Source organism: Polaromonas sp. AET17H-212 (assembly GCF_002379085.1).
GTDB lineage: Bacteria > Pseudomonadota > Gammaproteobacteria > Burkholderiales > Burkholderiaceae_C > Polaromonas.
In genome coordinates, this window is record NZ_NBZW01000020.1 from 65223 (window position 1) to 86761 (window position 21539).

Here is a 21539-nt window from a genome sequence, read left to right on the forward strand (position 1 = left end):
GAAGCCAGCTACCGCTTCGGAGCTTTGTTGATGGCCGTTTCCCACGATCCGCGAAAAAACGAGTTGCTCGCAGCCCTGCCAGACGCCGAGTTCCAGCGCTGGTTGCCGCAACTTGAATGGGTCGACATGCCGCTGGGCCAGGTGGTGTATGAGTCGGGCAGCACCCTGAGCCATGTGTACTTCCCGACCACCTCCATTGTTTCCCTGCTGTATGTGATGGAAACGGCGCCTCGGCCGAAATCGCCGTGGTTGGCCATGAGGGCGTGGTGGGCATCTCGCTGTTCATGGGCGGCGAATCAACGCCCAGCCGGGGTGTGGTGCAAAGCGCCGGCCAGGGCTTTCGGCTCCCGGCACATGTCATCAAGGAAGAGTTCAAGCGGGCACCGGTGTTGCACCTGCTGCTGCGCTACACCCAGGCGCTGATCACGCAGATGGCGCAAACCGCCGTCTGCAACCGCCACCACTCGCTGGACCAGCAACTGTGCCGCTGGCTGCTGCTGAGCCTGGACCGGCTGCAGGGCAACGAGCTGGTGATGACGCAGGAGCTGATTGCCAACATGCTCGGTGTGCGCCGCGAAGGCGTGACCGAGGGCGCCCTCAAGCTGCAAAACCTCGGCCTGATCCGCTATTCGCGCGGCCGCATCACGGTGCTGGACCGGCCCGGGCTGGAAAAACGCACCTGCGAATGTTATGCCGTGGTCAAGAAAGAATACGACCGTCTGCTCCCCGACAAGCTGGCCGCCTGACCCCCGCCCCGTCTGCGTGCGCTGCCTCCATGGTTCGCATGGATAGATTTTCTAGCGCATACTGGGGCACCGACTGGAACTGCATCTGACAGTGGCGCGGCCTTGTAATTGCCCCCGTGAAGGGGCCGCAACCCACCGGAGAGCCGCTTGTCCGCAGTCGAAAACCACCTCATTGAACGTCTCCCCCGTCCGGACCGCGCACGCCTGCTGGCCGCTTGCGAACCCGTCGACCTGGCCCTGTCCAACGTCCTGTGCGAGCCCGGCCAGCCTATCCGCCACGTGTACTTTCCCACCCAGGGCTTTATTTCGCTGGTCACGCCGGTTGATGGCAGCCCGGGCGTGGAGGTGGGCATGGTCGGCCGCGAAGGCATGCTGGGTGCACAACTGGCGCTGGGTGTCGCCACTGCGCCCTGGCGCGCACTGGTGCAGGGCGCCGGTGGCGCCTGGCGTATTGGCACGGTTGCCTTCAAGCGCGAGCTGGCGCGCAGCCCGGCGCTGCAGCGCGGCCTGAACCGCTACCTGTATGTGCTGATGGTGCAGCACGCCGCGTCTGCCGGTTGCCTGCGTTTTCACCTGACCGGCCAGCGCCTGGTGCGCTGGCTGCTGATGAGCCAGGACCGCGCCCACTCCGACAGCTTTCATGTCACGCACGAATTTCTGGCCTACATGCTGGGCATGCGCCGCGTCGGCATCACGGCCGCCGCCAGCGCCCTGCAAAAGGGCGGCCTGATCGAGTACCACCGCGGCGAACTCACCGTGCTGGACCGCCAGGGGCTGGAAGCCGCCGCCTGCAGCTGTTACGCCGCCGACCGCCGGACCTACACCGACTTGCTCGGCTAGGCGTCCAGCTGCTCGCCTGCCGTTCGGACCGAGCCCGTCGAAGCCTGTCCCGGGCTTGTCGAAAGGCTCTTCGACAAGCCCGGAGCGAACAGCGCTCACTGAACAGCATCCAGCATCGGCGCCAGGACCGCCGTGCCGCGGCCCACCCCACGGCAACAGCCTCTTTGTACGCCAGCGCACAGACGATAGAAAAAAACTCATTTACAAATACCAGCGTCGGTACACAAACTGCATTGCCATGGCCGCTACGCTACAACCTCGTCCTCAAGAGGCCCGTCCAATGACCTCCTCCTCCTTTCTTCCAACCACGCCGGGGCAGCCCCCCGGTGCGCACGACGTGGACGCGGCACGCCTGCACGATGCGCCAGCAGCCCCGGTGCCGCGCCAGAACGGGCTAGCGCCCCACCTTGAGGCCGGCCCCCTCGATGCGCCGTACGACGCACACCTGGCCATCGAGGTCGAGGACTGGGACGTGCTGTTTGAGGCGGTGAAAACCACGCTGCGGCGCATTGTGGGCGATCGGCTCGGAGAGCTGCCTGAGGTGCCCACCCATTCGGCCGCACTGTCGGCCAGCCTGGTGCAGGCCGTCGTGCTCGACTGTGTCGGCTCGCTGGACCGTCTGCACGCCGCGCTGAAGCAGGAACGCAGCCAACGTCCGACACCCTGACGGGCGCTTTGCGAAGCCCGGGCCGGCCCCGCTTCTGTTAGCGTGGTCACCATGCCCCCGAACCTGCCCCCCGGCTCCACGCCGGACCCCGCCCCGTCGCCGCCCGGCCCGCTTGCCCTGCTGGAGCGGGCCACCGGTGCAGGTGCGTGGATGCTGGCGCTGCCGGCGCACCAGCTGACCTGGACGGCGCAACTGGCCGCCCTGCTGGAGATGACGCCGGAACAGGCGCCCACCTGGGCCAACGCGCTGGATGTTTATGCGGCCGAGTCGCGCGCCTGCATGGCCGCGGCCCTGGAGCGCTGCCTTGCCGACGGCACGGCGTTTGACGAAGAGGTGCAGGTCATCACCGGGCGCGGCCGGCGGCTGTGGGTGCGCTCGCTGGGCGAGGCCTGGCGCGATGCCTCGGGCGCCATCGTGCAGCTGTCCGGGGTTCTGCAGGACCTCGCGGCCCGAAAACGTGCCGAGCAGGAAAGCCAGAGCCTGACCATGCGGCTGGCAACCACGCTGGCGAGCATCACCGACGCTTTTGCCACGCTGGACCATGAAGGCCGGTTGACCTACATCAACCGCGAGAGCGCCCGCCTGTTGCGCGGCACAAGCACGACACTGCTGGGCCAGACGCTGTGGGACGCACTGGACGGCACCGAGACCAGCCGGGTGCGCCAGGAAATCCTCGCCATACTGGGCAGCGGCGCCAGCCGCGAGTTCGAGGTCTTCTGCGCCCTTCCCGGCCGGTGGCTGGAGCTGCGCGCCTACCCTTTTCAAGAGGGGGTGGCCGTGTACCTTCGCGATGTCAGCGACAGGCGCCAGTCACAAGAGCAGTTGCTGCTGCTGCAAACCAGCATCTCGCACCTCAACGACATCGTGCTGATCACCGAGGCCGGCCCGGTGGACGCGCCCGGCCCGCGCATTGTGTTTGTGAACGACGCCTTCGAGCGGCAAACCGGCTACAGCCCGGCCGAAGTGCTGGGCCAGACGCCGCGCATGCTGCAGGGGCAGCGCACGCAGCGCGCCGAGCTGGACCGCATCCGGCAGGCGCTGGAGCAGGCGCAGCCGGTGCGCGCGGAACTCATCAACTACAAGAAAAACGGCGAGCAGTTCTGGCTGGAGCTCGACATCGTGCCGGTGGACTATTTCAGCCGGGGCCTGACGCACTGGGTGGCCGTGGCGCGCGACATCACCGAGCGCAAGGCCGCCGAGGAAGAAATCGAGCACCTGGCGTTTTACGACACGCTGACCCAGCTGCCGAACCGCCAACTGCTGATGGACAGCCTGCGCACGGCGCTGTCCCGCACCGGCCACCCCAACAGAATCGGGGCGCTGATGTTCATCGACCTCGACAACTTCAAGGTGCTCAACGACACGCGCGGCCACGCCATCGGCGACCTGTTGCTGCAAAAGGTGGCGGCGCGCCTGAACAGCTCTGTGCGGCTGCGCGACACCGTGGCCCGCCTGGGCGGCGATGAATTTGTGGTCCTGCTCGAAGACCTGGGCGACGACCCGCCGCTGGCCCGCAAGAAAGCCGAAGTCGTGGCACAGAACATTCTGGCCACCCTGAGCGAGCCCTGCGACCTGTCGGGCCACGACTATGACGGCACCTGCAGCATCGGCATCACGCTGATCACCCAGCACGAGCAAAGCGTGGGCGACCTGCTCAAGCAGGCCGACCTGGCGATGTACCAGGCCAAGGCCGCGGGCCGCAACACCATCTGTTTTTTCGACCCCGCCATGCAGGCGGTGGCAACGGCCAACGCGGCGCTGACCTACGAGCTGCGCCAGAGCCTGCGCAACCAGGAGTTCGTGCTGCATTACCAGCCGCAGGTGGGGCCCAAGGGTTTCATGGTGGGCGTCGAAGCCCTGGTGCGCTGGCAGCATCCGCAGCGCGGCCTGGTGTTTCCCGACAACTTCATCCCCCAAGCCGAGGAAAGCGGGCTGATCCTGCCGCTGGGCAAGTGGGTGCTGGAAACCGCCTGCGCCCAGCTGGCGCGCTGGGCGGCCTGTCCGCTCACCGAGAAGTTCAGCATCGCGGTCAACGTCAGCGTGCGCCAGTTTCGCCACCCCGAGTTTGTCGAGCAGGTCATGGCCGCCATCGCCAGCGCCGGCATCAGTGCGCACCGGCTCAAGCTGGAGCTGACCGAGAGCCTGCTGGCCAACGACATGGACGTGACGATTGCCAAGATGGGCACCCTCAAGGACGCTGGTGTGACGCTGTCCATCGACGACTTCGGCATCGGCTACTCGGCGCTGTCCTACCTCAAACACCTGCCGCTGGACCAGCTCAAGATCGACCGCGCCTTCGTCAAGGACGTGCTGACCGACCCCAACGACGCGGCAATTGCCCGCACCATCATTGGCCTGGCGCAAAGCCTGGGGCTGGGCGTGATGGCCGAGGGGGTGGAGACCGAAGCCCAGCGCGACTTCCTGGCCCGCCACGGCTGCCACTGCTTCCAGGGCTACCTGTTTTGCAAGCCGCTGCCGATCGACGAACTCGAGGTGTTCATGCAGGGCATGGCACGGCCACCGGTGGACGCGCCGGCCTGCTGAGCGACGCCGCGCCTGCAGCTCGCACGAACCAACAAAGAGGCTTGGCGCGGCCTGCTCTGGACGCCGCGAACCAAATCGCTTGCCTTGAACATCGAGCCCCCAGGGGCGCTGGTTTCGCCACTCTTGCACGGGATGGGGATAAAGCGTCCCTTGGCCTTGGCGGAGACAATTCAAGTCCTTATTGTTTCGCAAACAGCAATTAGCAATTGATCGGTTTGCTATTTTTCTTTGTTTGAGGCAACAGTAAAGTTCATACATCGATGAGCCGCAACCAATAAACGACTCACCGAGGCTGGACAGACGGGATCAACGAGCCCGCCATGCCCGGAAATGTTTATTCACTCTCCCAAGGAAATGTCATCATGAACGCATCCAAATTCTTCGCTGTTGCCGCGCTTGCCACCGTCGCCTCTTTCGGCGCCCACGCTGACGAAGCCGATGGCTCGCAGTTTGCCGTCCAGTTCAACTCGACCCGCTCCGTGGCCGAAGTCCAGGCCGAAGCCGCCACCAAAGTAAAAACCCACAGCCAGGAGCCTGCCGGCTCGCGCGTGGCGGCTACCGTGCAGTCCGCGACCGACCGCGCCACCGTGCGGGCCCAGGCGGCCGACGCTGTCCGCCTGGGCCAGATCCCACGCGGCGAAGCCACCTACCTGTAATGGCAGTTGCGCGCTGGCCGGATTTCGGCCGGTCGACGCCCCACTGCCCGGGCTCCGGCCCTGGCAGCGGGTGAATTTGAGGAATATGGAAAGCCCCGCCAGTCCCCGGACTGGCGGGGCTTTTCGCCTATCCGGCCCCCTCCAGGGCTTGTTCAGGTCCCCGACAGCAAGGCCGCATTGCCGCCCGCCGCCGTGGTGTTCACGGTAACGGTCTGCTCCGCGCAGAAGCGGTAGAGGTAATGCGGGCCGCCGGCTTTGGGGCCGGTGCCGCTGAGCCCCTCGCCACCGAAAGGCTGCACACCCACCACCGCGCCGATCATGTTGCGGTTGATGTAGATGTTGCCGACATGCGCGGCCGCCGCCAGCGCCTGGGCGCGCGAATCGATGCGGGTCTGGATGCCCAGCGTGAGGCCGTAGCCGAGGGCGTTGATCTGCGCGATGACGGCTTCGGGCGTTTTCAGCGCGCCGCTGCCCCAGCGCACGATCTGCAGCACCGGCCCGAAAATTTCGTCTTTCACCTCGGCCAGGCTGGCGACTTCAAAGGCGCTGGGCAGGACCAGATTTGCTATTGAATCAGGAGCTGCTTTCGCCCGACCGGAAAGGGCTAAAAGCACTTTTGACGTGGCGCCCAGGCGCTGCAGGTGGTTCTGGATGTTGTCAAACGCCTCGCGGTCTATCACCGGGCCGACGTCGGTGGCCAGCGCGGCCGGGTCGCCGACGGCCAGCTCCTGCAGCGCGCCCTGGATCATCTCCACCACCTTGTCGGCAATGCCCTCGTGCAGACACAGCAGGCGCAGCGCCGAGCAGCGCTGGCCGGCCGAGCGGAAGGCGCTTTGCACCACGGCATCGACCACCTGCTCGGGCAGCGCGCTGCTGTCGACCAGCATGGCGTTGATGCCGCCGGTCTCGGCGATCAGCGGAACAATGGGTCCTTCCTTGGCGGCGAGCGCGCGGTTGATGATTTTGGCAACCTGGGTGGAGCCGGTGAACACCACGCCGGCAATCCCCGGCGCCGCCACCAGCGCCGCGCCGACGGTTTCGCCCGGGCCATGCAAGAGCTGCAGCGCGCCTTCGGGCACCCCGGCGGCGTGCAGCAGCCGGACGGCGGCCAGCGCCACGCCCGGCGTCTGCTCGGCGGGCTTGGCCAGCACCGCGTTGCCGGTGGCCAGCGCGGCGGCGACCTGGCCGGTGAAGATGGCCAGCGGAAAATTCCAGGGGCTGATGCAGACCCAGACGCCGCGTGCAGTCAGGCGCAGCTCGTTGGTTTCGCCGGTCGGCCCCGGCAGGGCGATGGGCGCCATGATGCGTTCGGCCTCATTGGCGTAATAACGCAGGAAGTCGATGGCCTCGCGCACCTCGGACACCGCGTCGCCCCAGGTCTTGAAGGCTTCCTTGACCAGCAAGGCGCAGAACATGGGCATCTGCTGCTGCAGCGCATCGGCGGCGCGACGCAGGATGGCGGCGCGTTCTTCCACGTCGATCTTGCTCCATTTTTGATAGCTACTTGCGCCCGTCGCTACTGCGCTGATGGCCAGTTTGATATCAAACGCCGGCACTGCGGGCACGTGCGCCGTCGTGAAGGCAGCGAACAGCGGCGCACGCATGGCTTCCACCGTCAGGTCCAGCCCCTCGCTGTTGGGGCGGCCGGGGCCGTACAGGGCGGGCGGCAGCGGCAGGGACGACTCGGGCTCCATGCGCAGGGGTGAGGTCAGCAACTGGTCCATGCCGACCGATTCGTCGGCGAGCTGGTGCACAAAGGAGGAGTTCGCGCCATTTTCCAGCAGGCGGCGCACCAGGTAGGCCAGCAGGTCGCGGTGGGCGCCGACCGGGGCGTAGACGCGGCAACTGATCTGCGGGTTTTTCAGCACTTCACGGAACACGCCTTCGCCCATGCCGTGCAGCCGCTGCAACTCGAAAGATGATCCGGCCCCCACGTTCGTCACTTCGTGTACGTCACTGCCCCCCGAGGGGGCTGTGCTTGCTTGGGGCGGCCCTGCGCGGCGCACGTCGGCATCGCGGGCCGCCATCTGAATAATGGCGGCGATGGTGCCGGCGTTGTGGCCGGCAAACTGCGGGTAAATCGCGTCGGGCGCAGCCAGCAGGGCCTGCGCGCAGGCGAGGTAAGACACGTCGGTGTGGTGCTTGTGGGTGAAGACCGGGTAATGCGGCAGGCCCAGCTCCTGCGCGCGCTTGATTTCCGAGTCCCAGTAGGCGCCCTTGACCAGGCGGCACATGAAACGCAGCCGGTATTGGCGGGCGAGCGCGATGACGTGGCCGACCAGCTCCAGCGCGCGCGTCTGGTAAGCCTGCAGGGCCAGGCCGAAGCCCTGCCATTGCGGCTGCTGCTCAGCCACCAAAGCGGCCAGCGCTTCAAAGACATCGAGGGAGAGTTCGAGCCGGTCCACCTCTTCGGCGTCGATAGTCAGGTTGATGTTGGCGCGTGCAGCCATCGCACACAGGCCCCAGACGCGCGGCACCAGCTCGGCCATGACGCGTTCATGTTGTGCGTCCTCGTAGCGCGGATGCAGCGCGCTGAGCTTGATGGAAATGCCGTCGTTTTGCTCACAAGCGCAGGTCGCATTTGCGCGAGCAGCTATTGATTTAATAGCGCCTTCATAACTGGCCAGGTAGTGCAGCGCGTCGGCATCGGTGCGTGCGCCCTCGCCCAGCATGTCATAGCTGAATCTCAGATTCGCCACCTTCCTGCGCGCGCTGTCGGCCTCGCCCATGGCCTCACCTATCGTCTGGCCCAGCACAAATTGCCGGCCCAGCAGCTGCACCGCGCGCAGGGTGGCGGCCACCACGGTGCGCGCACCGAGCTTGCTCATGAGGCCAGGTTCGGCAGCCTGTCCTGAGCTTGTCGAAGGGGGCAGAAACTTCTTGGACATCGCGATGGCCGAGGCCGACAGGCGGGCCATCACGCCGTCGCTGGCGCCGTCAAAATCGGCGCGGCCCAGCTGGTCGGCGGTCAGGGCAATCGCGGTCTCGGCATCGGGCACGCGCAACAAGGCTTCGGCCAGGCGCATCAGGGCCAGGCCTTCGGCACTGGAAATCGGGTATTCCTTGAGCAGGCTTTCCATGGCCCAGAAGGGCGGCGGGTTGTTGCGCACGGCCTGCACCCAGGGCCGGGCCAGCGGCGCGGCGGCAGCCCAGTCGAGCGCCCCGGCCAGCGCCTGCAGGTGCCGGGCGACGATGCCGGCTTCGGGCCGGTAAGGGAAGGGAAGGCGTGGCTGTTGCGACATGAAAATCTCCGTCATCTGGTGAATAACGCCATGTTCTCTGGATTTGATCCAAATTTCACGCTAAATTCAGTCGCTTATTCTGAATAATTCACCAGCATGACCGACACCTTGACCGACATTGACCGTATCGACCTGAAGATTTTGAGCGTGCTGCAGCAGGACGGACGCCTCTCCAACCTCAAGCTGGCCGAAGCGGTGGCGCTGTCGCCCACGGCCGTGCTGGCGCGGGTGCAGCGGCTCACGCGCGATGGCTACATCCTGGGCTACGAGGCGCGGCTGAACCCGCTCAAGCTGGGCGCCGGCATGCTGGTGTTCGTCGAGGTGTTGCTGGACCGCACCACGCCCCATGTGTTTGAGGCTTTCAAGGCAGCGGTGCAGGTGTACCCGCAGATCATGGAATGCCACATGGTGGCCGGCGGCTTTGACTACCTGCTCAAAACCCGCATGGCCGACATGGCGGCCTACCGCGACTTCGCCGGCAACGCGCTCTGGCAGTTGCCCGGCGTGCGCGAAACCCGCACCTACGCGGTGATGGAAGAGGTCAAGAACACCACCCAGCTCGCCCTGGGCGTGTAAGCGCAGCAACTGCAGCCCTGGCAGCCCTGGCAGCGGCGGGCAATTTGCGCTGTTTTAGACAATAGTTCGCATCCTCGCGGGCAAACCGCGTTGTCAAAGTGGGTTAGTTGAACTAAATTGGCCTCGGGTAGGTTCTGCCTTGCATAGGCAAGCCGTCCGCATCGCACAACAACACCACGGAGTCCAGCATGAACATTTTCCAACGATGGGGCGCCTGCAGCCTGCTTGCGGTCCTGCTCACGGCGCCCGGCCATGCGGCGGACATCGGCGTCACGGACAAGGAAATCCTGGTGGGGCAGTTCGCGGCCCAGACCGGCCCCGCCGCTGAACTCGGCAAACGCATGCAGCTGGGCATGCTGGCGCATTTCAAGGCGGTCAACGCGGCCGGCGGCATCAACGGCCGCAGCATCCGGCTGGTGTCGCGCGACGACGGCTATGAGCCGGAGAAGGCGGTGGCCGCCGTCAAGGCGCTGATCGAGGAGGACAAGGTGTTTGCGCTGGTGGGCTCGGTCGGCACGCCGACCACGCTGGCGGCGGTGCCCGCCATCAACGCGGCCGGCATTCCGCTGATCGGCCCCTTCACCGGCGCGCAGGCCCTGCGCGAACCGCTCAACCGCAACCTGTTTCATGTGCGCGCCAGCTACTTTGACGAAACCGAGCGCATCGTGCAGCACCTGAGCACGCTGGGCATCAAGAAGATTGCGGTGTTCTACCAGAACGACTCCTACGGCAAGGCCGGTCTGGAAGGCGTGACACGGGCGCTGACCAAACGCAACCTCAAGCCCGCCGCAGCGGTGACGGTGGAGCGCAATTCGGTCGATGTCACCGCCGCATGGGCCGAACTGTTGAAAGCCGCGCCGGAAGCGGTGGTGCAGATCAGCGCCTACAAATCCTGCGCGGCGCTGATCAAGCTGGCGCGCAGCAAGGGCTATGGCGGGCAATTTTTCAATGTGAGTTTTGTCGGCTCCACGGCCCTGTCGGCGGAACTGGGCGATGCCGGCGCCGGCGTGACGATTTCGCAGGTGGTGCCCTTTCCCTACACGCCTTCGTCGGAGATCGTGCGCGAGTACCAGCAGCGCATGACCGAAGCCGGCAACAAGGACTTCGACTTCTCCAGCATGGAAGGTTTTCTGGCCGCCAAGGTGTTTGCCGAAGGGGCGCGCCGGGCCGGCAAGGCCCTGACACGCGCAAGCCTGGTCAGCGGGCTGGAGTCCATGCGCGATGTCAACATGGGCGGGTTCATGGTTAACTACAGTCCGACAGACCATGAAGCATCCCATTACACCGACCTGACCATCATTGGGCGCGGCGGGCGTTTTGTTCGCTAGTGCAATGCACTAAAGTGATGCTTTTTTGAGGAGGAAAGTCATGACACGCTTTTTATCCCGGGGTCTGTTCACCGCCGCAGCGCCTGCGCTGGGCCTTCTTTTGCTGCTGGCCCAACCCGTCGCGGCGCAGTCCCTCAAGCCCGGCTTGTGGGAGATCAACAACAAAATGCAGTCCAGCTCGGGCCAGATGGAAAAAGCCATGGCCGAGTCGCAAAAGCAGATGGCCGCCATGCCGCCCGAGCAGCGCAAGATGATGCAGGACATGCTGGCCAAACAGGGCCTGTCCATGGGCCCCGGTGCCGGCGGCAACATGGCCGTGAAAATCTGCATGACCAAAGAGATGGCGGAGCGCAATGAGCTGCCCGCCCAGCAGGGCGACTGCAAGACCACCAACTCGCCGCGTTCGGGCAACACCATGAAGATGTCGTTTGCCTGCACCCAGCCGCCGTCCAGCGGCGAAGGCACGGTGACCTTTGTCAGCCCCGAGGCTTACACGATGAAGATGACCATGAAAAGCATGATGCAGGGCAAGCCGGAAACCATGACCATGGATGGCGGCGGCAAATGGCTGTCGGCGGACTGCGGCAACATCAAGCCGCTGGCTGTGCCTAAAAAATAGGCAGCACGAACACCGCGGTCTCTCCCCCTACAAGCAGGGGCCGCGGATCTGGCTTCGCCAGTCCGCAGGCGCAGCGGCCCCCTCGGGGGGCAGGGCGCTACACGCAGTGAGCAACCGTGGGGGCTCTTTACCGGCCGCCGAAAATGGCGGTTCCGACGCGCACCATGGTGCTGCCGGCGTGAATCGCCGCCTCGAGGTCGGCCGTCATGCCCATCGACAGCGTGTCCATAGCCTGCGGCAACACGCCGGCCCGATTGATCTGGTCAAAAAGGTCTGCAGCCCTTTTGTGGACAGCGCAAGCAGCTACAAAATCAGGAGCAGGCTCGGGAATCGACATGAGGCCGCGCAGCTGCAGCCGCGGCAGCCGCGCGACCTCGGCCGCCAGCGCCTGGGCGTCCTGCGGGGCCACACCGGACTTGGTGGCGCCGCCGTCGATGTTGACCTGCAGGCACACCTGCAGCGGCGGCAAATGCGGCGGGCGCTGCTCGCTCAGGCGCTGCGCAATCTTCAGGCGATCCACCGACTGCACCCAGTCAAAGTGTTCGGCGACCAGCCGCGTCTTGTTGCTCTGGATGGGGCCGATGCAATGCCACTCCGATGGACGGGAGAGCGGCAGGCCAGGGTGATCGGCTTCCCACCCGCGCACTGCCAATATCTTGTCCACCCCCTCCTGGATGTAGTTCTCGCCGAATGCGCGTTGCCCGTCGGACATGGCCTCGATCACCGCGTCGGCATTGAAAGTTTTGGACACGGCGAGCAGGCGCACGCTGGCGGGATCGCGTGCGGCAGCAACACAGGCCGTGGTTATACGGTCACGGACAAGTTGGAGGTTGCGCACAATCATGGTCATAATCCAAATGTAAAACTTTTCAGGAATCCCCGGGATGGACATTACCCAACTGCTGGCTTTTAGCGTCAAGAACAAGGCATCTGACTTGCATCTATCGGCCGGCTTGCCGCCCATGATCCGGGTGCATGGGGATGTCAGGCGCATCAATGTCGACCCGCTGGACCACAAGCAGGTTCATGCCATGGTGTACGACATCATGAACGACACCCAGCGCAAGAACTACGAAGAATTCCTGGAGATCGACTTCTCCTTCGAGATCGACGGCCTGGCGCGTTTTCGCGTCAATGCCTTCAACCAGAACCGCGGCGCGGGCGCCGTGTTCCGGACCATTCCCTCGAAAATCCTGACGCTGGAGCAGCTGGGCGCGCCGAAAATTTTCGGCGACCTGGCGATGAAGCCGCGCGGCATGGTGCTGGTCACCGGCCCGACCGGTTCGGGCAAATCGACCACGCTGGCGGCCATGGTCAACTACCTCAACGAAACCGAGTACGGCCACATCCTGACGGTGGAAGACCCGATCGAGTTTGTGCATGAATCCAAGAAATGCCTGATCAACCAGCGCGAGGTCGGCCCGCACACGCTGAGCTTCAGCGCGGCGCTCAAATCCGCGCTGCGTGAAGACCCGGACGCCATCCTGGTCGGCGAGATGCGCGATCTGGAAACCATCCGCCTGGCGATGACCGCCGCCGAGACCGGCCACCTGGTGTTTGGCACGCTGCACACCTCCAGCGCCGCCAAAACCATCGACCGGATCATCGACGTGTTTCCGTCCGAAGAAAAGGAAATGATCCGCGCCATGTTGTCGGAATCGTTGCAGGCCGTGATCTCGCAGACCCTGTGCAAGACCAAGGACGGCCAGGGCCGCGTCGCCGCGCACGAGATCATGCTCGGCACCAGCGCGATCCGCAATTTGATCCGCGAGGCCAAGGTCGCGCAGATGTACTCGTCCATCCAGACCGGCAACAGCGTGGGCATGCAGACGCTGGACCAGAACCTGACCGACCTCGTCAAGCGCAACGTGATCTCGGCGGCCGAAGCCCGCGGCAAGGCAAAAATACCCGAGAACTTCCCCGGCTAAACAGGGACCGTCATCAGCGAAGCGCTGCTGCGGCCTGCGGGCCCGCAGCAGCCAATTGGAGAAACCATGGAACGCGACCAGGCCAGTAAATTCATCAACGACCTTCTCAGGCTGATGGTCAGCCGCAGCGGCAGCGATTTGTTCATCACCGGCGACTTTCCGCCCGCGATGAAGGTCGACGGCAAGATCACCAAGGTCTCGCCGCAGCCGCTCAACGCCGGCCACACGCTGGCCCTGGCGCGCGCCATCATGAACGACAAGCAGGCGGCCGAGTTCGAACGCACCAAGGAATGCAACTTCGCGATCTCGCCCCCCGGCGTCGGGCGCTTCCGCGTCAACGCCTTCATCCAGCAGGGCAAGGTCGGCATGGTGATGCGGGTGATCCCGGCCGTGTTGCCGACCATTGACGGCCTGGGTGTGCCGCAGGTGCTCAAGGACGTGGTGATGTCCAAGCGCGGCCTGTGCATCCTGGTGGGCGCCACCGGTTCGGGCAAGTCCACCACGCTGGCCGCGATGGTGGACTGGCGCAACGAAAACTCCTACGGCCACATCATCACCATCGAGGACCCGGTGGAGTTTGTGCATCCGCACAAGAACTGCGTGATCACCCAGCGCGAAGTGGGCCTGGACACCGACAGCTGGGAGGCGGCCCTGAAAAACACCCTGCGCCAGGCCCCCGACGTGATCCTGATGGGCGAGGTGCGCGACCGTGAAACCATGGAACACGCCGTCGCCTTCGCCGAAACCGGCCACCTGTGCCTGTGCACGCTGCACGCCAACAGCGCCAACCAGGCGCTGGACCGCATCATCAACTTCTTCCCGGAAGAGCGCCGCGCCCAGCTGTTGATGGACCTGTCGCTGAACATGAAGGCCATGATCTCCCAGCGGCTGGTGGTCAAGCAGGACGGCAAGGGCCGCTTCGCCGCCGTCGAAGTGATGCTCAACACGCCGCTGATTTCCGACCTGATCTTCAAGGGCGAGGTTTCCGAGATCAAGGAGATCATGAAGAAAAGCCGCAACCTCGGCATGCAAACCTTCGACCAGGCGCTCTTCGACGCCTTCGAGAGCAACATGATCACTTATGAAGATGCGCTGCGCAACGCCGACTCGGTCAACGACCTGCGGCTGCAGATCAAACTCAACTCGCAGCGCGCCAAGACGCAGGATCTGGCCGCCGGCACCGAACACATGTCCATTGTTTAACTCATGACCACTTCCAGCACCAACCCCAAAACCTACGAACCCGCCCCATCCCGCAAAGTCGCCTTTCTGGGCCTGGGCGTCATGGGCTACCCGATGGCGGGCCACCTCGCTCTGGCCGGTCACCAGGTCACCGTCTACAACCGGACTGCTGCCAAATCAGTAGCATGGTGCGCAGAATACGCGGGCGCCAAAGATCCAAAACATGCGGCGACACCGCGTGAAGCGGCGCGCGGCGCCGACATCGTTTTTTGCTGCGTCGGCAACGACGATGACTTGCGCGGCGTGACGCTCGGCCCCGACGGCGCCTTTGCCGGCATGCAGCCGGGCGCCATCTTCGTGGACCACACCACCGCATCGGCCGACGTGGCCCGCGAGCTGTACGCCGCCGCCCAGGCCCTGAAGCTGCAGTTTGTGGACGCCCCGGTCTCGGGCGGCCAGGCGGGTGCACAAAACGGCCTGCTGACCGTGATGTGCGGCGGTGACGCGGCGGCCTTTGACGCCGTCAAGCCGGCCGGCATGGCGTTTTCCAAAGCCTTCACGCTGATGGGCGCCAGCGGTGCCGGCCAACTGACCAAGATGGTCAACCAGATCTGCATTGCCGGACTGGTGCAGGGCCTGAGCGAAGCGATTGCCTTTGGCCAGAAGGCCGGCCTGGACATGAACCAGGTGCTGGACGTGATTGGCAAGGGCGCGGCGCAAAGCTGGCAGCTCGACAACCGCGGCAAGACCATGGTGGCCGACAAGTTCGACTTCGGCTTTGCCGTGGACTGGATGCGCAAGGACCTGGGCCTGGTGCTCGACGAAGCCAGGACCAATGGTGCCCGCCTGCCGGTCACGGCCCTGGTGGACCAGTTTTACGGCGACGTGCAGGCCATGGGCGGCCAGCGCTGGGACACCTCCAGCCTGATCAAGCGGTTGAAGTAGCCCCCACGGTCGCTCGCTGCGCGTAGCTCCCTGCCCCCCGAGGGGGCCGCTGCGCCTGCGGCCCCTGCTTGAAGAAGATGCCCCTGTCAGCCGCCCGGCGCGCGGGCTGGCGTGGCGGGTTTGGCCGGCTGCGGCACCAGGCCGCGCAGCTCGTCCTCGCTGATGATCTCGAGAATGCGCACCACCTTCTGCACGCCGCGGGCGCCGCGCACGATTTCCGTGGCGCGATCGGCTTCGCGCTGCGTCACACGGCCCATCAGGTAGACGGTGCCACGCTCCGTGACCACCTTGAAGGCGTTGGCATAAATGTCGCTGGAGTCGATCAGCAGGGCCTTCACCTGGCCGGTGATCAAGACGTCGGAGGAACGCTGCACCAGCGTCGGGCTGTTGATGATGGCCAGCTCATTGACCACGGAGGCCACGTTCTCCACCCGCGACACGACCTGCTCCACCAGCTTTTTGTCCTGCTCGTTGAGCACTTCGCCGGTCAGCAGCACCTGGCGGTTGTAGCTGGTCACGCTGACCCGCGCCCGGCTGCCGATGTTGTCGCGCAGGCGCGCCATGGCGCGCAGCTCGATCCCCTCGTCTTCGAGCTGGGCGCCCGAGGTCCGGCGGTCAATGGCAACCAGCGCACCAGCGGCCGCGCCGCCCAGAACCAGCGGGAAGCAGGCGCTCAGGCTGCTGCCCACCAGGGCAGCGGTGCAGACGGTCAGCAGAAGCCGTTGGTACGGTCGCATGGGTCCGGAAATGGCTTTGACGGTCATTTAAGTGTTCTCCTGGTCACCAAGTAATTGGGCATCCACGCCATCACAGATGCAGTGAAGGGCCAGCAGATGAACTTCCTGAATGCGTGCCGTGCGGTCATGCGGCACGCAGATGTGCACGTCGGTCTCGCGCAGCGCGGCGCTCATTTTTCCGCCGCTTTTGCCGGTCAGCGCCACCACGGTCATCTCGCGCTCATGGGCTGCCTCGATGGCCGCCAGCACGTTGGCCGAGTTGCCGCTGGTGCTCAGCGCCAGCAGCACGTCGCCGGCACCGCCGAGCGCGCGCACCTGCTTGGAGAAAATCACGCTGAAGTCGTAGTCGTTGGCGATCGCCGTGAGAATGGAACTGTCGGTGGTCAGCGCAATGGCGCCCAGCTCGGGCCGCTCGCGCTCGAAACGTCCGACAAATTCGGCCGCAAAATGCTGGGCATCGGCCGCCGAGCCACCATTGCCGCAGGCCAGCACCTTGCCGCCGCTGGTCACGCTGGCCAGGATGGCCTGCACCGCCGCCGCAATCGGCTTGGACAGGATTTGCGCCGCCTGGTACTTCAGGTCGGCGCTGTCGATGAAGTGCTGTTCTATACGTTGTTCGAGCATGGGTCAATGATACCGGGTCGGATTTTCAATCAGCGCCCCGCAGCCCCTCCGGCCCGCCAGACGCAATGCATGGTTACAAAATGGGGACGAAACCGCCCGGCGCAAGCGGCTCAGTCGGCCTCGAAGGCGCCGCACAGCCATTCCACGGCCACCGTGTCGGGTGCGTCCAGCCGGCCTTGTACCGTGACCACGTCAAAGCGGCAGGGCGGCAGGCTGGCAAACCGCATCAGGTAATGCCGGGCCGCAAAAATGATGCGCCGCTGCTTGACGGCGCTGATGCTGGCCGCCGCCCCGCCATGCCCCATGCTACGGCGCTGGCGCACTTCGACAAACACCAGGGTGCCGTCGGGGGCGCGCATGACCAGGTCCACCTCGCCGCCGCCGCGGCCGGGGGTCCGATAATTGGACGCGACCAGCTTCATCCCGGCGCGCACCAGATGTGCCAGTGCCAGCGACTCCGCCGCATCCCCCAGGCGCTTGGTGGTAATCTGGCCGGGCGGCGCCGCTGCGTCAGCGCCGGCGCCACCCGGTGGCCCTTTTGCAACCTGTTTTCTGGAAAACCACATTGAACGCTTCCTTTGACCTGGCCCTGCCCGCTGCGCGCGCTGCGGCAGGCATGCAGCATTATCCCGAAGCTGCGCTGTATGTGGTGGCCACGCCGATTGGCAACCTGTCGGACATCAGCCTGCGTGCGCTGCACGTGCTGGAGCTGGTGCATGCGATTGCCTGCGAAGACACCCGGCATACCCAGACACTGTTGCGCCAGTACGGCATCGACAAGCCGCTGCTGGCCGTGCATGAACACAACGAAGCCCAGGCGGCGCAACTCGTGATCGAACGCCTGCAGCGCGGCGAACGCGTCGCCTATGTCAGCGACGCCGGCACCCCGGCCGTCAGCGACCCGGGCGCACGCCTGGTGGCGGCCGTGCGCGGCGCCGGGCTGACCATCCTGCCGCTGCCCGGCGCCAGCAGCGTGACCACCGCGCTGAGCGTGGCCGGCATCAGCGGCGGCTCGGGGTTTGTGTTTGCCGGCTTCCTGCCGTCCAAGGCGATGGAGCGGGAGCAGGCCGTGCAGGCACTGCAGGCCGACGCGCGTGCCGTCGTCATTCTCGAAGCGCCGCACCGCATGGAAGCCCTGGCGCGCGCGATGGCGCCGCTGGGCGGCCGGCTGGTCACGGTCTGCCGCGAGCTGACCAAGCAGTTTGAGGAAATTGCCACGGTCGCGGCGCAGGACCTCAGCGCCTGGCTGGCCGCCGGCACCCAGCGCACCCGCGGCGAATTTGCACTGGTGCTGCACCCCGGCGAAGAGGCACGCGCCAAGGACGACGGCCACCGTGTCCTGCAATTGCTGCTGGCCGAGCTGCCGCTCAAAACCGCCGTCAAACTGGCCGCCGACATCACCGGCGCGCCGCGCAATGAGCTGTACGAAGCCGCCCTGCAGCTGAAAAAAGCCTGACCACCGGGACTGTCTGGCTCCTAATTGCGCGGTTCCGGGTCATTGCGAAACTCCATGCCCGGATGCGCTCGCTGCACCACCTGGTTGCCGTCCAGATAGACCCAGTAAAAGAGGTCCTGCAGGTCGTACCAGCGGTAGGTCAGGATGTCGCCCGGCCAGGAGGCCACGCGATCGACAAGGGTGGGGCGACCGAACTCGCGCAACACATCGTCACGCGTCCATTTGCCGGGTTCGATGCGCGCAAAATCCCTGGCATTGAGAACCTGCCGGACGCTGGACACGCGGCCCGAAGCATCCAGGTCCACCATGAAGGCGAACTGGCCGGTGGGCTGGCCGGAGTATTGCAGGCGCGTGCCTTGGGGGATCGCCACCACGGCACCGGGCGGACCCATTCGCGCCACCACCTCATCGCGCGACATGCCCGGCTGGACGGCACTGAACGGGTGAAGAAGTGCGCAGCCACCGAGCCAGAGCAGGCTGGCGACCAGAACAAAAAGAAGCTTGGGCAATCGCATGGCAGGTCCTTGGGTTGAATGGCCGCTGTGTTTGTTATACACCGCCCCGGGTTGCGGGATTCGACCCACCCCGGGGCGCAGCGGTTCCCCGCGCAGCGACAATCGGTGACCTATGACCAAGCCCCATGCGCCCGCCACCGACCGCAACCGCGACCCCATCCTGAGCGTGCTGCGCGAGCGTTTTACCGACCGGCGTTCGGTGCTCGAAATTGGCAGCGGCACGGGCCAGCACGCGGTGTATTTCGCGGCCGCCCTGCCCTGGCTGCGCTGGCAAACCTCGGATGTCGCCGGCCATCTGCCGGGCATTCAGCTCTGGCTGGATGAGGCCGGGCTGCCCAATACCCCGGCACCCATCGCGCTGGACCTGCGCCAGGACTGGCCCGATCTGTCGTTCGACGCGGTGTTCAGTGCCAACACCCTGCACATCATGGGCTGGCCTGAAGTGCAGCGGCTGTTCCAGGCACTGGGCCGGCACATGCCGCCGGGCGGGCTGCTCACGGTGTATGGCCCCTTCAACTACGGCGGCCGCTTCACCAGCGACAGCAATGCCGCCTTCGATGCCTCCCTGCGTGCCGGCAACCCCGCCAGCGGACTGCGCGATGTCGAAGCGGTCCATGCCCTGGCGGCCACGGCCGGCCTGCAGCTGGTGGAAGACCGCGCCATGCCCGCCAACAACCGCTGCATCACCTGGCAGCGCAGCCCGGACAAGTTCTAAAGCGCCTAAAGAGCCCTGGCCTCGACCTGGCCCGGTCGCAGCGAATACCGGTTGCCCGCATCCAGGCGTTCCACCTGGACACGCGCGGCGCGGTTGCCATACACCGAGGCCTTGAGCCATTCACATTCCGACTGCAACTGCGCCTCGTCACCGAGGCGGGTGTGCCAGACCCGGTGCTCTCCGTCCCAGCGGTAGCCCCTGGCCTTGAGCAGGTCCTTGGCCTCGAAGGGAGCGGCGGTCGCCTGCAGCCGGTAGCTGGGCCTGGCCGCGACAGACAGCAGCTGTGCCAGCCCGGTCTGGCCGGACACCGGAAGCGGGCTGGCCAGCACCGCCAGCAGCGCGTGGCAGTCCATCTCGGCGCGGTGCGCATCGTAGAACCAGCCGAGTTCCAGCGCCAGCTGCGTGAGTTTGGCCGAGCCGCGGCCTTCTTTTTTCCAGTCCAGATCGGCGAAAGAGCAAGCCCAGGGCAATTGCGCAAACCGCGCCAGCCTGGCCTCGACAAACGGACGGTCAAAACCGGCGTTGTGGGCAATGACCAGGTCCGCATCGGCCAGCATGGCCGCCACCCGCAGCTCATCCAGCTTGTGGCCGCGAACCATGTCGTCGCTGATGCCGGTGAGTTCCTGGATCTCCAGCGGAATCGGCAGGCCCGGGTCTTCGAGGCCGTCATAAACATCGACGGTGCCGACCGGCAGGCCGGTGGCCAGATCCACATCGACCCGCAGCAGTGCCAACTCCATGATGCGGTCGCGCGATGCGTCCAGCCCGGTGGTTTCGGTATCCAGAATCAGCAGGCGCGTGACCGGCCCCCCGGACTGGTGTGCAAACTGCTGCGGCACCGGCAGGCGCCGCAGCACACGGTAATCGGCATGCCGCTCCAGCGCCAGCGCCATCGCTTCCGGCGTGAGCGGCTCCGACGCGGGAGCAGGGGGAACAATTCGGGTTTTGCGGGTTTTGGTCGAAACGGGCGCCGGCGCGATGGGCGCAGCGTCGTCAAAACCGAAGCCCAGCTGGTCCGCAAAAAGTGCGCGACCGTCTGACTCGGTATTCATGTGTCACTCCAGGGCATGGGGCACGGCGTCATGCATGGCCGGGGACAGACATGACCGACTGACAGCAAATGTGGTGCGGCTGGCGGGGATCGAACCCACGACCCTTGGCTTCGGAGGCCCGAATTTCGATGCGTATATACATTGATCTCTCGATGAATTGAATGGTCCCAGTCGGCGTTATTCAACAAAATCAACGAGTTACCTTCGACCTATTGTGACACCCATTAGCGCTGTAGGATGACTAAAGGTCCCTCGATGTCACAACTCTCACCGGAAAACCTCGGATTCACCTTATGTACTGGGCCAGATGAAAATGACCATAACTCATCTTTGCACCAATGCCTTGCCCGATCAAGGCGTGTACCCGCGTTACGCTTTCGGGCTCGACTGGCGGTCGCTGCCCGCAATGAAGGATGTGATCTCTACATTCGCTGCCACGGATCCAATGCGTCTCGCAGCCTGGTTCGAGAACACGTCGTCCTTCCTGGGTGAACGTAGGCTGCGAGAAGTCATTCCGGAAGATTGTGCGAGGGGTGCTCGAGGCCGTGCAGGACCTGCGCCTGCAGCAGGGTAGTTAAATGTTCATTATCGTGCACGATTTCATAATTTATGGAATAATCGTTCACGATGTTGGACAAAATAAGATTACCTGAAGACCTCGGCAAAGCCATTGCCAGCTACCGTGAGCAAAACAAACTCTCGGCAGTTGCTGTGGCCAACAAGGCTGGGCGCAGCCGAACCGTGCTCCACAAACTTGAGCGCGGAGAGGACGTCACAGTCTCCTCACTCTTCGACATTCTGCGCGCAATGGGCCTTTGTCTGACGCTGCAGAGGGCGGGCATGCCAACCCTCGAGGAAATGCAACGCCGGTTCGCTGATGAGGAAGATGACAATGCTGCCTGAGCGTATTCGTCTTCTCGATGTTGAGGTGAACGGTGCGCTCAGCGGTCGGCTTGCGCACGCATCGACCTACACATTTGACTACAGCCGCGACGACCCGGACCAGCCTATCGTCTCCCTCCTCATGCCAGCGAGCAAGCTGCATTTCGACGGCGGCGGCGCATTGTTCCCGGCCATGGATATGAACCTGCCCGAGGGGTACTTGTTCATGCAGATCCGCGAGTTCTTCCCAAAGCAGACGATCACCCCTATGCACCTGCTTGCCCT

21 protein-coding genes and 1 pseudogene are annotated in these 21539 nt (G+C 65.0%); 15 read left to right on the top strand and 7 right to left on the bottom strand.

What is annotated here, in order from left to right:
- Nucleotides 1-30 precede the first annotated feature (30 nt).
- The 5 genes and pseudogenes from B7G53_RS15540 (at nucleotide 31) to B7G53_RS15560 (ending at nucleotide 5453) form a co-directional block, all read left to right on the top strand.
- Nucleotides 31-746: pseudogene (locus B7G53_RS15540) on the top strand (Crp/Fnr family transcriptional regulator).
- Between the two features lie 147 nt (nucleotides 747-893).
- Entirely contained in the window at nucleotides 894-1586 is a 693-nt protein-coding gene (locus tag B7G53_RS15545) for a Crp/Fnr family transcriptional regulator (protein ID WP_096669291.1), read from the top strand.
- A gap of 280 nt (nucleotides 1587-1866) precedes the next feature.
- The gene (locus tag B7G53_RS15550) at nucleotides 1867-2253 is read left to right on the top strand and encodes a hypothetical protein (RefSeq protein WP_141396354.1); all 387 of its coding nucleotides are present in this window, start codon (nucleotides 1867-1869) and stop codon (nucleotides 2251-2253) included.
- Nucleotides 2254-2304: 51 nt separating this feature from the next.
- A complete protein-coding gene (locus tag B7G53_RS15555; protein WP_096669329.1) occupies nucleotides 2305-4797 on the top strand; it encodes a sensor domain-containing protein in 2493 nt (830 codons plus the stop codon).
- A gap of 362 nt (nucleotides 4798-5159) precedes the next feature.
- Nucleotides 5160-5453 (top strand): DUF4148 domain-containing protein, encoded by a 294-nt coding sequence (locus tag B7G53_RS15560; protein WP_176491319.1) that lies wholly within the window; start codon nucleotides 5160-5162, stop codon nucleotides 5451-5453.
- Between the two features lie 152 nt (nucleotides 5454-5605).
- Here the strand turns inward: B7G53_RS15560 and B7G53_RS15565 are convergent, their stop codons facing one another.
- Complete coding sequence (locus B7G53_RS15565; RefSeq protein ID WP_096669331.1) at nucleotides 5606-8695, bottom strand: L-glutamate gamma-semialdehyde dehydrogenase; 3090 nt, start codon at nucleotides 8693-8695, stop codon at nucleotides 5606-5608.
- A 96-nt stretch (nucleotides 8696-8791) separates the two neighbouring features.
- On the opposite strand from B7G53_RS15565, the gene B7G53_RS15570 reads away from it, so the two are divergent.
- From B7G53_RS15570 to B7G53_RS15580, 3 genes are all read left to right on the top strand, one after another.
- The gene (locus B7G53_RS15570) at nucleotides 8792-9271 is read left to right on the top strand and encodes an Lrp/AsnC ligand binding domain-containing protein (RefSeq protein ID WP_096669295.1); all 480 of its coding nucleotides are present in this window, start codon (nucleotides 8792-8794) and stop codon (nucleotides 9269-9271) included.
- Nucleotides 9272-9459: 188 nt separating this feature from the next.
- Nucleotides 9460-10599, top strand: a complete 1140-nt coding sequence (locus B7G53_RS15575) for an ABC transporter substrate-binding protein (protein ID WP_096669297.1) — start codon at nucleotides 9460-9462, stop codon at nucleotides 10597-10599.
- Nucleotides 10600-10639: 40 nt separating this feature from the next.
- The gene (locus B7G53_RS15580) at nucleotides 10640-11218 is read left to right on the top strand and encodes a DUF3617 domain-containing protein (RefSeq protein WP_096669299.1); all 579 of its coding nucleotides are present in this window, start codon (nucleotides 10640-10642) and stop codon (nucleotides 11216-11218) included.
- Between the two features lie 127 nt (nucleotides 11219-11345).
- On the opposite strand, the gene B7G53_RS15585 is transcribed toward B7G53_RS15580, so the two are convergent.
- The gene (locus B7G53_RS15585) at nucleotides 11346-12068 is read right to left on the bottom strand and encodes a YggS family pyridoxal phosphate-dependent enzyme (protein ID WP_096669301.1); all 723 of its coding nucleotides are present in this window, start codon (nucleotides 12066-12068) and stop codon (nucleotides 11346-11348) included.
- A 34-nt stretch (nucleotides 12069-12102) separates the two neighbouring features.
- On the opposite strand from B7G53_RS15585, the gene B7G53_RS15590 reads away from it, so the two are divergent.
- The 3 genes from B7G53_RS15590 (at nucleotide 12103) to B7G53_RS15600 (ending at nucleotide 15273) form a co-directional block, all read left to right on the top strand.
- Nucleotides 12103-13146, top strand: coding sequence for a type IV pilus twitching motility protein PilT (locus B7G53_RS15590; RefSeq protein ID WP_096669303.1), 1044 nt, complete (start codon nucleotides 12103-12105; stop codon nucleotides 13144-13146).
- A 66-nt stretch (nucleotides 13147-13212) separates the two neighbouring features.
- Complete coding sequence (locus B7G53_RS15595) at nucleotides 13213-14349, top strand: PilT/PilU family type 4a pilus ATPase (RefSeq protein WP_096669305.1); 1137 nt, start codon at nucleotides 13213-13215, stop codon at nucleotides 14347-14349.
- A gap of 3 nt (nucleotides 14350-14352) precedes the next feature.
- Complete coding sequence (locus B7G53_RS15600) at nucleotides 14353-15273, top strand: NAD(P)-dependent oxidoreductase (RefSeq protein WP_096669307.1); 921 nt, start codon at nucleotides 14353-14355, stop codon at nucleotides 15271-15273.
- 86 nt (nucleotides 15274-15359) lie between these two features.
- Here B7G53_RS15600 and B7G53_RS15605 read toward each other — a convergent pair whose 3' ends face one another.
- From B7G53_RS15605 to B7G53_RS15615, 3 genes are all read right to left on the bottom strand, one after another.
- A complete protein-coding gene (locus B7G53_RS15605) occupies nucleotides 15360-16037 on the bottom strand; it encodes a BON domain-containing protein (RefSeq protein ID WP_441338989.1) in 678 nt (225 codons plus the stop codon).
- The gene (locus tag B7G53_RS15610) at nucleotides 16038-16634 is read right to left on the bottom strand and encodes a phosphoheptose isomerase (RefSeq protein ID WP_096669309.1); all 597 of its coding nucleotides are present in this window, start codon (nucleotides 16632-16634) and stop codon (nucleotides 16038-16040) included. It lies immediately after the preceding gene.
- A 110-nt stretch (nucleotides 16635-16744) separates the two neighbouring features.
- Entirely contained in the window at nucleotides 16745-17200 is a 456-nt protein-coding gene (locus B7G53_RS15615) for a YraN family protein (RefSeq protein WP_096669311.1), read from the bottom strand.
- Nucleotides 17201-17250: 50 nt separating this feature from the next.
- On the opposite strand from B7G53_RS15615, the gene rsmI reads away from it, so the two are divergent.
- Nucleotides 17251-18090, top strand: coding sequence for a 16S rRNA (cytidine(1402)-2'-O)-methyltransferase (gene rsmI, locus B7G53_RS15620; protein WP_096669335.1), 840 nt, complete (start codon nucleotides 17251-17253; stop codon nucleotides 18088-18090).
- A gap of 20 nt (nucleotides 18091-18110) precedes the next feature.
- On the opposite strand, the gene B7G53_RS15625 is transcribed toward rsmI, so the two are convergent.
- Entirely contained in the window at nucleotides 18111-18605 is a 495-nt protein-coding gene (locus tag B7G53_RS15625; RefSeq protein ID WP_096669313.1) for a hypothetical protein, read from the bottom strand.
- A 112-nt stretch (nucleotides 18606-18717) separates the two neighbouring features.
- On the opposite strand from B7G53_RS15625, the gene B7G53_RS15630 reads away from it, so the two are divergent.
- Nucleotides 18718-19320: a DUF938 domain-containing protein gene (locus tag B7G53_RS15630; RefSeq protein WP_096669315.1), complete on the top strand. Its 603-nt coding sequence runs from the start codon at nucleotides 18718-18720 to the stop codon at nucleotides 19318-19320.
- Between the two features lie 5 nt (nucleotides 19321-19325).
- Here the strand turns inward: B7G53_RS15630 and B7G53_RS15635 are convergent, their stop codons facing one another.
- The gene (locus tag B7G53_RS15635; RefSeq protein ID WP_096669317.1) at nucleotides 19326-20372 is read right to left on the bottom strand and encodes a 3'-5' exonuclease; all 1047 of its coding nucleotides are present in this window, start codon (nucleotides 20370-20372) and stop codon (nucleotides 19326-19328) included.
- Nucleotides 20373-20999: 627 nt separating this feature from the next.
- Here B7G53_RS15635 and B7G53_RS15640 point away from each other — a divergent pair.
- On the top strand, nucleotides 21000-21275 hold the full coding sequence (locus tag B7G53_RS15640; RefSeq protein ID WP_096669319.1) for a helix-turn-helix domain-containing protein: 276 nt from the start codon (nucleotides 21000-21002) through the stop codon (nucleotides 21273-21275).
- A partial coding sequence (locus B7G53_RS15645; RefSeq protein ID WP_255250032.1) for a HipA N-terminal domain-containing protein occupies nucleotides 21265-21539 on the top strand: 275 nt, incomplete at its 3' end. The genes B7G53_RS15640 and B7G53_RS15645, both read left to right, overlap by 11 nt.